Origin of the sequence: Microbacterium sp. CCNWLW134 (assembly GCF_037083565.1) — a bacterium.
In the GTDB taxonomy this organism is placed as follows: Bacteria; Actinomycetota; Actinomycetes; order Actinomycetales; family Microbacteriaceae; genus Microbacterium.
The window spans coordinates 824088-836896 of record NZ_JBAOJU010000002.1 but is presented as its reverse complement, the minus strand read 5'-3'; the positions used below and the strand labels follow the sequence as shown (position 1 = coordinate 836896).

General features: G+C 71.1%; 12 protein-coding genes. 7 read left to right on the top strand and 5 right to left on the bottom strand.

Annotated elements, in window-relative coordinates; all coding sequences use genetic code 11:
- Positions 1 to 68: 68 nt before the first annotated feature.
- The 5 genes from V6S02_RS14575 to V6S02_RS14555 are packed head-to-tail and all read left to right on the top strand — an operon-like array spanning position 69 to position 4886.
- Positions 69 to 563: a metallophosphoesterase family protein gene (locus V6S02_RS14575; RefSeq protein ID WP_336401424.1), complete on the top strand. Its 495-nt coding sequence runs from the start codon at positions 69 to 71 to the stop codon at positions 561 to 563.
- Between the two features lie 25 nt (positions 564 to 588).
- Positions 589 to 1566, top strand: coding sequence for a 2-phospho-L-lactate transferase (gene cofD / locus V6S02_RS14570; protein ID WP_336401423.1), 978 nt, complete (start codon positions 589 to 591; stop codon positions 1564 to 1566).
- 9 nt (positions 1567 to 1575) lie between these two features.
- A complete protein-coding gene (locus tag V6S02_RS14565) occupies positions 1576 to 2832 on the top strand; it encodes an FAD-binding protein (RefSeq protein ID WP_336401422.1) in 1257 nt (418 codons plus the stop codon).
- A 27-nt stretch (positions 2833 to 2859) separates the two neighbouring features.
- On the top strand, positions 2860 to 3780 hold the full coding sequence (locus V6S02_RS14560) for an oxygenase MpaB family protein (RefSeq protein ID WP_336401421.1): 921 nt from the start codon (positions 2860 to 2862) through the stop codon (positions 3778 to 3780).
- 17 nt (positions 3781 to 3797) lie between these two features.
- Positions 3798 to 4886 carry a DNA polymerase IV gene (locus V6S02_RS14555; RefSeq protein ID WP_336401420.1) on the top strand — a complete coding sequence of 363 codons (1089 nt, stop codon included), beginning with the start codon at positions 3798 to 3800 and terminating at the stop codon, positions 4884 to 4886.
- A 3-nt stretch (positions 4887 to 4889) separates the two neighbouring features.
- Here the strand turns inward: V6S02_RS14555 and V6S02_RS14550 are convergent, their stop codons facing one another.
- Entirely contained in the window at positions 4890 to 6035 is a 1146-nt protein-coding gene (locus V6S02_RS14550) for an ROK family transcriptional regulator (RefSeq protein WP_336401419.1), read from the bottom strand.
- Between the two features lie 62 nt (positions 6036 to 6097).
- On the opposite strand from V6S02_RS14550, the gene V6S02_RS14545 reads away from it, so the two are divergent.
- Positions 6098 to 8227, top strand: a complete 2130-nt coding sequence (locus V6S02_RS14545; protein ID WP_336401418.1) for an alpha-galactosidase — start codon at positions 6098 to 6100, stop codon at positions 8225 to 8227.
- A gap of 20 nt (positions 8228 to 8247) precedes the next feature.
- On the opposite strand, the gene V6S02_RS14540 is transcribed toward V6S02_RS14545, so the two are convergent.
- From V6S02_RS14540 to V6S02_RS14530, 3 genes are all read right to left on the bottom strand, one after another.
- Positions 8248 to 9057 (bottom strand): DUF1206 domain-containing protein, encoded by an 810-nt coding sequence (locus tag V6S02_RS14540; RefSeq protein WP_336401417.1) that lies wholly within the window; start codon positions 9055 to 9057, stop codon positions 8248 to 8250.
- Between the two features lie 163 nt (positions 9058 to 9220).
- Positions 9221 to 10732, bottom strand: coding sequence for an HNH endonuclease signature motif containing protein (locus V6S02_RS14535; RefSeq protein WP_336401416.1), 1512 nt, complete (start codon positions 10730 to 10732; stop codon positions 9221 to 9223).
- Between the two features lie 119 nt (positions 10733 to 10851).
- Positions 10852 to 11268, bottom strand: a complete 417-nt coding sequence (locus tag V6S02_RS14530) for a MarR family winged helix-turn-helix transcriptional regulator (RefSeq protein ID WP_336401415.1) — start codon at positions 11266 to 11268, stop codon at positions 10852 to 10854.
- Between the two features lie 56 nt (positions 11269 to 11324).
- Between V6S02_RS14530 and V6S02_RS14525 the strand changes: the two genes are divergently transcribed.
- On the top strand, positions 11325 to 11861 hold the full coding sequence (locus V6S02_RS14525; protein WP_336401414.1) for a hypothetical protein: 537 nt from the start codon (positions 11325 to 11327) through the stop codon (positions 11859 to 11861).
- Between the two features lie 33 nt (positions 11862 to 11894).
- Here V6S02_RS14525 and V6S02_RS14520 read toward each other — a convergent pair whose 3' ends face one another.
- Positions 11895 to 12788: an aldo/keto reductase gene (locus V6S02_RS14520; RefSeq protein ID WP_336401413.1), complete on the bottom strand. Its 894-nt coding sequence runs from the start codon at positions 12786 to 12788 to the stop codon at positions 11895 to 11897.
- Positions 12789 to 12809: the final 21 nt, after the last annotated feature.

Below are 12809 nucleotides of genomic sequence, written 5' to 3'. Positions count from 1 at the left end.
GACGGCGAGGATGTGCCCATCGTAGGCACAGCGGCCGCCGGGCGGCGATGGTCAGACAGACTCGATCCATGCCGACGCGCCTGCTGCTGATCTCCGACACCCATATCCCCGGGCGGGCGCGCAGCCTGCCCGATGCCGTGCGTCGTGAGGCCGACGCCGCCGATCTCATCATCCACGCCGGCGACTGGGTGACTGTCGGCGTGCTCGATGACCTGCAGGGCCACGGCGAGGTGCTGGGGGTGTACGGCAACAACGACGGCGATGACCTGCGGGCCCGTCTCCCCGAGTTCGCCGCGCGGACGATCGAGGGAGTGCGATGGGGCGTCGTGCACGAGACCGGCGATGCGAAGGGCCGGGAGAGGCGGATGACGCTGCGCTACCCCGACCTCGATGTGCTCGTCTTCGGACACAGCCACATCCCCTGGGACACGACAACCGCGTCGGGATTGCGCCTTCTCAACCCCGGCTCGCCCACCGATCGTCGGCGTCAGCCGCATCACACGCTCATGACAGCGGTCGTCGACGATCGGGCTCTCCGCGAGGTGACGCGCGTCGAACTCTGACTCGGCGCGCGGGTAGCGTTGACGGGTGAAGATCACCGTCATCGCAGGGGGCGTCGGCGGCGCACGATTCGTGCGCGGCGTCCGGGAGTTCGTTCGCCGCAGCGACGAGGACCACACCATCGACGTGGTCGTCAACACCGGGGATGACTGGTGGCTGGCGGGTCTTCGCATCTGGCCCGACCATGACAGCATCCTCTACACCCTCGCCGGGCAGAACGACGAAGAGCGCGGCTGGGGCCGGCGCGGCGAGAGCGAACGCGTGTCGGCGGAGCTTCGCACCTGGGGCGTCACCCCCGAGTGGTTCACCCTCGGCGACCTCGATCTCGGCACTCACATCGCCCGGACGGCGTGGCTCCGCGCCGGCGAGACCCCCACGGAGGTCGCGCGGCGTCTCGGCGCCCGGTGGGACCTCGGCGTGACCCTGCACCCGGCGACCGATGACGAGGTCGACACCCACATCGTCACGCCGGACGGCGAGCGGCTGCACTTCCAGGAGTGGTGGACCCGGCACCGCGCGCGCCTTCCGGTCGCGCGGTTCGAGCAGAACGGGATCGACGCGGCGCGCCCCGCCCCGGCCGCGCTGGACGCGATCACCGCCGCGGATGTCATCCTCGTCGCCCCGTCGAACCCCGTGGTCTCGATCGGCCCGGTGCTCGAGATCCCGGGTATCCGCGCCGCGCTCGCCACCGCATCCGCGCCGATCGTCGGCGTCTCGCCGATCATCGGCGGGGCCGCGGTGCGGGGCATGGCCGAGGCGTGCCTTGCCGTCATCGGCGTCGACGCCGACGCGGGCGCCGTCGCCCGGCACTACGGCGCGCGCGCCGCCGGCGGCGTGCTGGATGGCTGGCTGGTCGACGACGAGGACTCACCGGTGGTGCCGGGTATCGAGGCCGCGGGGATCGTCGCCCGCGCTGTTCCGCTGTGGATGAAGGATGCCGATACCTCGGCCGCCCTCGCCGCCGATGCGGTCGCGCTGGCCCGGACGGTCGCCGATCTCGGGTAGACCTGTGGGGTGACCACCAACTGGGCAGGGAACCTCACGTACCGCGCTGCGCGCATCGTCGAACCGATCGATGAGGCCGAACTGAGCGCCATCCTCGATCGTGCGCGTGGCGATGGCACCACCGTCCGCGTGCTGGGGAGCCGGCACTCCTTCAACGACGTCGCCGACACCGACGGGGTGATCATCTCCCTCGCCGGCCTCGCCACCGCCGACCGCGTGAGCGTCGCGCCCGACCGCCAGACCGTGCGGATCCCCGCGGGCATCCGCTATGGCGACCTGGTGCCTGTGCTCGAACGCGAAGGTCTCGCGCTGGCGAACCTCGCCTCCCTCCCTCACATCTCCGTCGCCGGCGCCGTGCAGACCGGCACGCACGGGTCGGGCGACCGCGTCGGAGCCCTCGGCACCCAGGTCGCCGGCGTCGAACTCCTCACCGCCGCCGGAGAGCGCATGACGCTCACGCGGGGCGAGGACGGATTCGACGGCGTCGTCGTCGGGCTCGGCGCGCTCGGCATCGTCACGCACCTGACCCTCGACGCCCTGCCGCACTTCACCGTCGCGCAGACCGTCTTCGAGGGTGTGCGATGGGATGACGCGCTGAGCCGCTTCGACGAGCTCACCGGTGCGGGCGACAGCGTGAGCCTGTTCACACGGTGGACGGACGCCGACGTCATCGACCAGGTGTGGGTCAAGTCCCGGACGACTTCGGACCCCGATGACCTGTCGACGTTCGGCGCCCGGGCCGCCGACGGACCCCGTCATCCGATCCCCGGCATCGACCCGACCCCGTGCACGGCGCAGGAGGGCGTCCCGGGGCCCTGGTACGACCGGCTTCCGCACTTCCGGCTGGCGTTCACCCCCTCGGCGGGTGAAGAGCTGCAGTCGGAGTACCTCGTCGCCCGCGCCGACGCCGTAGCGGCGATCCAGGCCGTGCGGGGGCTCGCCGACCGGATCGCGCCGCTCCTTCTCACGTGCGAGGTGCGCACGATGGCGGCCGATGATCTGTGGCTCTCCCCTGCGTACGGGCGCCCGACCGTCGGCATCCACTTCACGTGGCAGCGCGACGAAGCAGCCGTGCGCGCCCTCCTCCCCACGCTCGAAGCGGCTCTCCCGGCCTCGGCCCGTCCGCACTGGGGAAAGGTCTTCACGATGCCCGGCGACGAGATCCGTCGCCGCTACCCGCGGTTCGACGACTTCGCGGCGCTGCGGGCGCGTCTGGACCCCGACCGCCGGTTCGTCGGCGACTACCTCGCGCGACTCGGTCTCTAACCTGCGGAGGCGTGGCACGCTGGAAGCATGGGCACCGGATCGCTCGCTCCCCCGCGTTCGTCGACGCTGCGCTCTCGCCTGCTCACCGCGCTGTCGGGCGACCCCAACGGCACCCCGCCCTGGGTGCGGGCCCTCGCCGACGGCGACGACGCCGGCTACTTCGCCGACAGCGGGGCCGTGTGGACCGTGCACGCCGGCACGAGCACGCTGATCGCGGGGATCCGGGCGCTGCTCATCCAGGCGCTCCACCCGGGCGCATTGGCCGGCGTCCACGACCACTCGCGGTACCGCGACGATCCCATGGGGCGCCTGTCGGGCACCGTGCGGTGGATCCTGTGCGTCACCTACGGCTCGACCGAGCAGGCCCGGCGCGAGACCGCGCGAGTCGGGCGTCTGCACCAGCGGGTGCGGGGCACGTACGACGCCGCCGACGGCGAGCGCGCCTACTCCGCCGACGACGCCGACCTCGTCGAGTGGGTGCATCTGGCGTTCACCGAGGCCTTCCTCGGCGCGCACAAGATCTGGGGTGGACCCATTCCGGGCGGAAGCGACGCCTACGTCCGGGAGTGGGCGCAGGCGGGCCGACTGATGCGGGTCGCTCATCCCCCCGAGACCGAGGCCGCACTGCGGGAACGCCTCGCGGCGTTCACCGGCGAGCTGCGCCGCGACGAGCGCGTGGACGACGTCGTGCGGTACCTCCGCCGCGTGCCGCTTCCCGGCTCGATGGGCGTGAGCTACCGACTGCTGTTCGCTGCAGCCGTGGCGAGCCTGCCCCGCGAATACCGGAAGCTGCTCGGGCTGCGCCGACTGCCGCTGCCGGTGATCACGCTCGCGCGGGTCGCGCTCGCGGCATCCACCCGCGCCCTCGGCGCCGGGCCCCGCGCGCAGGATTTCGCCCGCGAACGCCACGCACGGCTCGGATTCCCGCCGCCCGTGGGCCAGGACTGACCGGTCGGAGCACGCCGATGGCCCAGAGCGAGGCAGAGACGCGTCGCTGGGTGCTGCACGTCGACCTCGACCAGTTCATCGCGGCCGTCGAGGTGCTCCGCCACCCTGAGCTCGCCGGGAGGCCCGTGATCGTCGGCGGTCGGGGTGACCCCACGGAGCGCGCCGTCGTCTCGACCGCGTCGTACGAAGCACGGGAGTTCGGCGTCGGGTCGGGGATGCCCCTGCGGATCGCCGCGAGGAAGGTGCCCGACGCGGTGATTCTGCCGGTGGATCACGACGCGTACACCGCCGCCTCGGAGGAGGTGATGGCGACGCTTCGCGTCCAGCCCGGCGCCGTGGTGCAGGTGCTCGGGTGGGATGAGGCATTCGTGGGCATCACCACCGCCGACCCCGAGGGGTACGCCGAGAACCTGCAGCGCGCGGTGCTCGAGCGCACCCGGCTGCACTGCAGCGTGGGCATCGGCGACACCCTCGTGCGGGCGAAGAACGCCACCGGATTCGGCAAGCCGCGCGGTCGCTTCCGCCTCACCGCGGACACCTGGCTGGCAGTGATGGGCGACCGGCCCACGATCGAGCTCTGGGGCGTCGGCACGAAGATCTCGCGGCGCCTCGAGGCGCTCGGCATCCGAACGGTGCGCGACCTGGCGGTCGCCGAGACCGCGCCCCTCGCGGCGGAGTTCGGGCCGAAGATGGGGCCGTGGTATCGCCAGCTCGGCCGCGGTGACGGATCGAACGTCGTCGATGACACCCCCTGGGTCGCACGGGGGCACAGCCGCGAGACGACATACCAGCAGAACCTCGTCGCGCGGGAGGAGATCGAGGCGGCGGCGCTCGTCCTGCTCGCGCAGGTGCTCGACGACGTCGCCGCCGAGGGGCGCCCCGTCGTCGGCCTCGGGCTCAAGGTGCGCTACGCGCCCTTTCTCACCAAGACCTTCACCCGCCGGATCGCCGAGACGCACGACCGCGAGAGGGTGATCGCCGACGCATCCGCTCTCCTCGCCAAGATCGAGCCCGACCGGCCGGTCCGGCTGCTCGGGATGCGGGCGGAGATGGCCATGCCGGATGATGCACGCGGAGGGCACACGCCCACCCGCAGCGGCTGGTGACACTCAGACGATCGGAGCCTTCGCGAGATCGATCCGGTCGACCGCCGCCTGGATGGCCACCGCGGCCGCGCCTCGCGCCCACGCGGGAAAGCCGCTCTCGTCGACATGCAGCTCGACGGCGTCGGCGCGCCGGTCCCGGGCAGCGGCGATCGCTGCCCGGACACGCTCCTCCGCGGCGACGAAAAGGCCGACCCCGTCGCCCGCGAGCACGACCGCACGCTGCTGCGTGAGGCCGGCCACGAGCGCGATGAGGCTCCCGAGCGCGTCGGCGAGCGCGTCGATGATCGGGGCGATCCTCTCATCACCCCTCAGCACCAGGGCACGGAGGTCGTCGTAGGCGACGGGTCGGCCGAGCGCACCGGCGCATTCGGAGAGGATCGCCGCCGTCGTCAGCATCTGGGCGCAGCCCCGGTGACCGAGCAGGCAGACCGGGCCCGACGACGCGACCGGCACGTGCCCCACGAGGTCGGCGCCCGCGGCCGCACGGACCACGCGGTCGTCGACGACCAGCCCGTGCCCCACCCCCGCCCCGATCGTGATGAGCGAGAATCCCGGGATGCCGCGGCCGTGCCCGAACCAGTGCTCGGCCTCGGTGAGCGCGATGACGTCGTTCTCGACCGTCACCGGCACCCCGAGGCGGGGAGCGAGGAGCGGAGCGAGGTCGACGTCGGCCCAGTCGAGGAACGGTGCGAAAACCGCGCGTCCCGCCCGGACGATGCCGCCGAGACTCACCCCGGCCGCGCGGAGCTGCACGGGGTCTGGGGGGAGGCCACCGGCGAGGAGGCCGTCCACCAGGTCGGCGATGAGCGCACACACCGCCTCGGGTTCGGTCGAGACGAGCGGCCGGTCGCCGCGCGCGAGCACCTCGGCCCGCGCATCGGTGATGACCGCATAGGCGCGGTCGCCCGTGAGCTTCACCCCCGCGAACCGACCCCACCCCGGGGAGACGTCGAGGGGGGTGACGGGGCGGCCCACCAGGCCGTCGACCGTGTGCGGCCGTTCGACGAACACGCCCTGATCGAGGAACGGCTTGACCAGGCGCGTCAGCGTCGCCGGCGACAGGGCGAGGCGGTGCGCCAGTGCGCTCCGGGCGATCGGGCCGTGCACCAGGACGGCGCGCGCGAGGGCGGACTCGCTTGCAGTCAGCACGGCGCCTCCTACGACCGGGCCTCACCGCGGTCGGGGAATATTTTCCTGATAGAAATATTGTCATGAACCCCCGTGACGACGTTCTTCATCTCCGACGCGGCGGCACGAGTGTCATCCTCGATCTGTCGACCGCCCCTCTCCCGACGATCGTGCACTGGGGCGCCGACCTCGGCGAGCTGCCCGTCGCGGCACTCTCCTCGCTCGCGGTCGCCGCCCGCCCGCAGCGGGTCTCGGGTGGTCTCGACGCCACACCGCGTCTCACGGTGGTTCCCACCGAGGCGGCCGGATGGATGTTCACCCCCGCCATCGAGGGCCACCGAAGCGGCGCAGGCAGCAGCATCCTCTTCGCCCTCTCACAGGTCACCGCCGACGATCACTCGGCGACGCTCGAGCTCGTCGACGCCGCGGCGGGTCTCTCCGCACGGGTCGAGCTGACGCTCGGCGTCGCGGGGGTGTTCACCCAGCGGGTGACCCTGCGCAACACCGGTGACTCGGCCTTCACGGTCGACCGGCTGCAGGCGACGTTCCCCCTGCCCTGGGAGGCGACGGAGATCCTCGACACCACCGGCCATCATCTGCGCGAGCGCGCGCCGCAGCGCCGGCCCCTCGCCCTCGGCACCCACCTGCGCGAGAGTCGGCGGGGGCGGCCGGGCGCCGATGCCACCGTGCTGCTCGCCGCCGGGCGCCCGGGCTTCGGGTTCGAAGCCGGACTGGTGCACGGCCTCCACGTCGCGTGGAGCGGCAACCACCGCGTCCTCGCCGAGCGCACGAGCAACGGCGATGCGTTCCTCGCCGGCGGCGAGCTGTTCCTCCCGGGGGAGGTCGTGCTCGCTCCAGGCGAGGAGATCGCGACACCCCCCGTGATGGGGTCCTGGGGTGAGGGTCTGAGCGCGCTGTCGCACCGGTTCCACGACGAGTGGCGGGCGCGCCCGCAGCATCCGTCCCGTCCGCGTCCGATCACCCTCAACACCTGGGAGGCGGTGTACTTCGACCACGACCTGGCCCGGCTCACGGCCCTCGCCGACGCCGCCGCCGACGTGGGTGTCGAGCGATTCGTGCTCGACGACGGGTGGTTCCTCGGCCGCCGCGACGACACCGCCGGTCTCGGCGATTGGCTGGTCGACCCCGTCGTCTGGCCCGACGGGCTGCATCCGCTCGTCGACCACGTGCGGGCCCTCGGCATGGAGTTCGGGCTGTGGGTCGAGCCCGAGATGGTGAACCCCGACAGCGAGCTGGCCCGGCGGCACCCGGACTGGATCCTGCGCGGACGCGCCGACCTGCCCCCGTCGGCACGGCAGCAGCAGGTGCTGGATCTGGCGCACCCCGACGCGTATCGCTACATCTCCGAGCGACTGCACGCACTGCTCGAGGAGTACCCGATCGCGTACCTCAAGTGGGACCACAATCGCGACCTCGTCGATGCGGCGGCGGGCCCTGGCGGAGTCGCGCGGGTCCATGCCACCACGCAGGCGCTGTACCGCCTTCTCGACGAGCTGAAGGCCGCGCACCCCGCACTCGAGATCGAGAGCTGTGCGTCCGGCGGGGCGCGGGTCGATCTGGGAATCCTCGACCGCACCGACCGGATCTGGACGAGCGACAGCCTCGACCCGCTCGAGCGCCTTCCCAACCAGAGGTACACCGGGCTCGTCGTGCCGCCGGAGATGATGGGCGCGCACCTGACGACTCCGCACCTCCACACGTCGGGCCGGACGGTCGATCTCGAGCTGAGCGCCGCGGTGGCCCTCATCGGGCACGTCGGCATCGAGTGGGATCTCACGGCCACCGACGCGGCCACCCGCGCGCGCATCGCGGAGTGGGTGGTCTACGCGAAGTCGCTTCGCGAGATGATCGCCACCGGTCGCACGGTGCATGTCGACGGCACCGACCCGGGGGTGGACGTGCGCGGTGTCGTCGCCGCGGATCGCTCGCAGGCGATGTTCACGATCGTGCAGACGGCGACGGATGCCGCGTGGCCGCCGGGGCGCGTGCGCATGCCGGGTCTGGACGATGACCGGCTGTACCGTCTCGCGCTCTCGCCGCTCACGCGCGACCATGATGCCGGGCAGTCGGCTCTGGAGTGGGCGACGGTCGACACGGTCCTGACCGGCCGGCAGCTGTCGGTGGTGGGACTGCGGCCCATGGTGCAGCAGCCGCAGCGCGCGATCGTCGTCGACGTGGTGGCGGTGGACTGACGCCGCATCCACCACCGGTGTCACATGCGGGCGTAGCGGGCGCGGGCGAAGCAGAACAGGCCGTAGAGGATGAGTCCGGCACCGACGATCCAGAGGATGATCTGCCCGAACGGCAGCTGCGCGAGGCTCTGCAGTGCCCCATCGAGACCGCCGGCGGCTTCGGGGTCGTGGGTGAAAGCGGCGACGACGAAGAGGATGCCGGCGACTCCGACGGCGACGCCCTTGGCGATGTACCCGGTGACGCCGAACGCGACGATCGCCTTCCGGACCTGCGAGGTGGGGAGGTCGAGCTTCTCCTCGAACTTCTTCGTGGCGCCCTTGTAGATGAACGCGCCGCCGATGGCGAACACCACGAGGCCGATGAGGACGAGCACGAAGACTCCACCCGGCGCGGCGAGCAGCTGGGCGCTGAGTGACTGCGTCGACCCTGACGATGAGGAGCTTCCGCCCAGCGCGTAGATGAGGGCGGTCACGGCGATCGCGATGTAGGCGGCGGCGGTGCCGAGGTGCTTCACGCGCCTGCCCCATTTCTTCTTGCTGTCGCCGTCCGAGTCGGAGGCGAAGAACGCCTGGGCGATCTCGAAGAGAGCAAGGGCGGCGAGTCCGATGACGATGACCCAGAGCACGACGAGGCCGAAGGGCGTCTCTCGGATCTGCGCCATCGCGCCGCTCTGGTCTGCGGAGCCGCCACCGGCGCCGGTGGCGATCGTGAGGGCGATGCTGCCGATGATGATGTGGAGGAGTCCGAGGACGGCGTACCCGACGCGCGCGACGGCACGGAAAGTGGATGATGAGTGCGCCGACCGCGCCGCTTGCTTCGCCGTGCTCATGCCGAAACGGTATCCGTCTCCCGCGCGCCCCGACCACCTGTTGACGCGCCCCCTGCGACGTGCTGTGCGACCGCCGGAGCGCGTTTCGTCTCGCCGCGCTCCTCTCACCACCGGTGCGCACATCCACGGCGCCGGGTCAGGCGGCGACATCCACATCGCCGGGTCAGGCGGCGGTGAAGCGCAGCGGACTGCGGGACCTCAGTCGAGTGGGCGGAGCTGCTTCCCCGCTGACCGGATCAGGTGGGGAGTGCAGCCAGTACGCGTCGGCGCCGTCGGGGTCGCGTTCGCGGGTGATCCACTGGCGCCGGTTGTGGAGCGCGAGGTGGCAGTTGCGACACAGGGGAACACCGTCATCGACGTCGGTGCGTCCACCGTGGGACCAGTGGGTCAGGTGGTGGATCTCGGTCCAGCTCGACGGAGCGGTGCAGTGCTCTCCGATGCACCCGCCGTCGCGGGCGGCGATCGCGAGACGCTGTTTTCGAGTGAACAGGCGCTGCTCCCTCCCGACATCGAGGGGCCTGCCGGTGCTGTCGCGGATCACCGGGACACCGCCCGCGTCACACAGATAACTGTCGACCACGCCACCGGGGATCGCCGCGCCACCGTCCTCGAGGTGCCCCACCCCGACCACCCGCACCCGGATCACCCCGTCGGCGTCGGTCTCGGGGGTGAGGGTGTCGGCGGTGACGAGGATCCGTACCCCAGGTTGGCGGTCCCCGAACGATTGGGCCGGGTCCGCGGCGGCGCCGGTGCGCAGAATCGCGAGCACCGTGTCGTACTGCACCTGCTCATTCGACCGCTCATCCCGCCCACCGTCGGCCGCCGTCGCGGCCGGTGACTCGACGAATCGCGGCCCACGCCGTGGGCGCAGCGCCGCGGAGAGGATCGCCTGCACCCACGCCGCCCCGTCGTCGTCGAACACGATCTTCGCGTGTTGCTGCCCGTGCTCATCGGTCCATGTCCGTAGCGACCGCGCCGCGAAGCGTTCCTCGAACCGCACAGTCACCCCGACCGGGTCCAACCGGTCCCTGGCGATCCGGGCCGCGTTTCGGAGCTCTTCGACGGGGAACACCCCCGCCTCCTCCAGCAGCATCCCGACCGCCGTCACCCACGCCGCGGGAAGAAACCCCGGATCCAGATCCGGGTACCGCTCGACCGGCGGATCCCCCAGGCCATCGCGGATCGCCCGGAACTGCGCCTGCGTGATCACCCCGCCCGTCAACGCCTCCCGCAGCAACCGCAACCACTCCGGAGTCGCCGGAACCGCTGGCGCTGATTCCGCGCCCGAGACCGCCGGCGGCGGGGAACTCGGTGCGAGGTCTTCCCCGGTCTTCACCGCCCGGGTCACATCCGCGCGGGTCTGCCCGGTGATCGTCTGCACCAGCGACGTGCCGTTGCGGTGCCCCGTGCGCTGCGCCAACCCGTCGTACCCCAGCTCCCGTGCCGAGCGCCGGGTTGCTTCCGCGGCCGCGGCAGCGGTGATGACGTCCGCTGCCGCCCGCACCTGCGCTGCATCCGACAACAGCGCCAACAGCTCGTCATCGCAGATCCCGGCGACAACCTCCGACACCGAACACGACAACGCCGCACCGCAGGCGGCCTCCAGGTCGGCAGCGACACGATCAGCGGCATCCCTCAACCGCCGCGTGGTCGCCATCGCACCGGAACTGTTCATAGAACAAATCTACGCTTTGCCTCCGACATCGCCGGGAGAGCACGATGATCTGCGTGACAAGACGAGCCAGAAGATCCGGTTAGCAGGACAAAGATTCGAATAAGCGCCGGAGTTGCACCCTAAGGCTGCCACCTATCCACGATGCGGTGGAAGACCTCGTAGTCCTCCCCCAGCTGCCGGCGATATTCATCCTCGATCGCTTCGACCCGCGCGTACGCGACGGCCAGCAGGCGCCGCCCCTCATCCGTCAATTCCGCGGGAGCGACGCGGCCCTTGCCCCGACGCTCCGGTCGCACGACCGCCCTGATCTTCTGCAGCCTATCCAGCAGCGGCCCCATGCTCTGCGCCGAGATCAGAACCGCCTCGGCCAGTTCCGCCGCGGTCGCTCCGGGTCGAGCGGCGAGCACGGCGAGCGTGCTGAACTCCGTCACGCGCAACCCGACCGCGGCGAGCTCATCGGCGAAGCGTCGCGACATCTGCGCACTCTTGAGAACAAGTCGGTAGCCGAGGAAGTCTTCGGGGCGCAGCGCTGTCACGAGCTTGATTCTGTCACGGGTGGACAGGATGAATAAGGTGCCTTATTCTGACGGTCATGACGACATTGCCCATCCGCCCCCCGTTCACCTCCCCCTCCCCGCTTTCGACATCCCCGCTGCGCCGTACGCGCGTGCTCACCGTCGTGGCCACGCTCTTTCTCGCCCAGAACGCGTTCGGAAACCTTTACGAGCAGAACACGGCGTTGCGGAGCCTCGTCGCCCCCTCCCCCGGCGCCTTCATCGGCGCCCTGGAGATCGGGAGCCCGATGTACTACTACATGCCGTGGTCGCTGATCGGTCTAGCCGCTGCTGTCTGGCTCGTGGTGCGCATGCACCGGATGGCCCTTCCTGCCGCGCGACGAGGCCGGGTCGCGCTCGGCCTCCTCGCCGTGGCCGCAACGTCGAAGACGCTTCTCATCACCACCGTCAACCCTGTCTTCCGAGACCCCGGCGAGACAGCCGATCGGGTGCGCGACCTGACGGTGCTGTGGCTGGCGGGCAACGGACTGACGATCCTCACCACGGCGGCTGCCGTCATCCTGCTCTTGAGCTGGCGCGCGGGCGCCGCGGATTCCGCCTCCCGAGCGAAGTGACCCGCAGGAGCGGCGGGGACAGCCTCCGCCGCGCTACTGCGGATCGATACCGACCGAGTACGACAGGCGCTCGACCTCGTCCTCGGACAGCTCGAGATCGGCGGCGGCCGCCGAATCGACGATGGACGCGGCGCGCCGTGCGCCAGGGATCGGAATCACGGTGTCGGCGAGTGCCAGCTCCCACGCAAGGACCACGCGCTGCGGGCTCACCTCGTGCGCCGATGCCACCTCGGCGAAGGCCGAGAAGCGATCGCCCACCGTGCGCGCTCCGCCCCCGGTTCCCCCCAGGGGGCTCCAGGGCAAGAAGGCGATACCGTGCCTCGCGCAGTGGCGGAGCTCGTCGATCGATCCCGGATGCTTGGGCGAGAACTCGTTCTGAACGCTCGCCAGGTTGCCCTCGCCCAACACTTCCACGGCGATGTCGATCTCCTCGACGCTCGCGTTCGAGATGCCGATGTGGCGGATCAGCCCCTCGTCCTGCAGCGCCTTCAGGTTCTGCATGATCTCGCCGTAGACCATCCAGCGGTCGGGCCGGTGGTACTGGTAGAGCTCGATCGCGTCCACCCCCAGGATCCGCGTCGACCGCTCGACGGCGGCGCGGAGGTAGGCGAGCGATCCGTCGCGTCCCCATGTCTCGCCCTCCGCCCGTGTGATCCCGCCCTTGGTGGTGACGAACACCGACGATGCATCGCCTCCCCAGGTGCGGAGCGCCTCTGCCACGATCTCTTCGTTGTGCCCCATCTGGTCCCACTGCGGCGCATAGATGTCGGCGGTGTCGATGAGGGTGACTCCGGCGTCGAGGGCGGCATGGACGGTGGCGACCGCCTCTTCGCGACTCGGGAACACCCGGTCGTTGTTCATCGACAGGGGCATCGCGCCCAGCCCGATCGCCGAGACACGACGACCGGCGAGTGAACGGTGTTTCATGGGGCTTCTCCTTCAGTGGGG